Source organism: Pseudoalteromonas sp. GW168-MNA-CIBAN-0100 (genome assembly GCF_040309225.1).
Classification (GTDB): Bacteria; Pseudomonadota; Gammaproteobacteria; order Enterobacterales; family Alteromonadaceae; genus Pseudoalteromonas; species Pseudoalteromonas arctica.
Window position 1 is genome coordinate 1 of the sequence record NZ_JBEOOL010001182.1, and the last position, 231, is coordinate 231.

Consider the following 231-nt stretch of genomic DNA (forward strand, 5'->3'; position numbering starts at 1 on the left):
CTTATATGGTACTACCGTATGGCTTTGGTGGTATTTACTTATATTCAATACTCCATAAAAATTTAGTGGATAACGGTTTAGAAATAATAAATACCCAAGTGCCTATGGCAATGATAATTCCGGCTTTGGGCATGTTTGCAGGTTTATTAATTGCAATATTTTTTAGTTACAGAAAACGTCGCGACTACGCAGCGCTACCGCTTACCATAGAAAGTAAAGAAACCACGGTAG

At 36.8% G+C, this 231-nt stretch carries 1 pseudogene; it reads left to right on the forward strand.

Annotated elements, in window-relative coordinates:
- A pseudogene (locus AAEY62_RS25120) lies at positions 1 to 231 on the forward strand (sodium:proton antiporter); the annotation flags it as partial.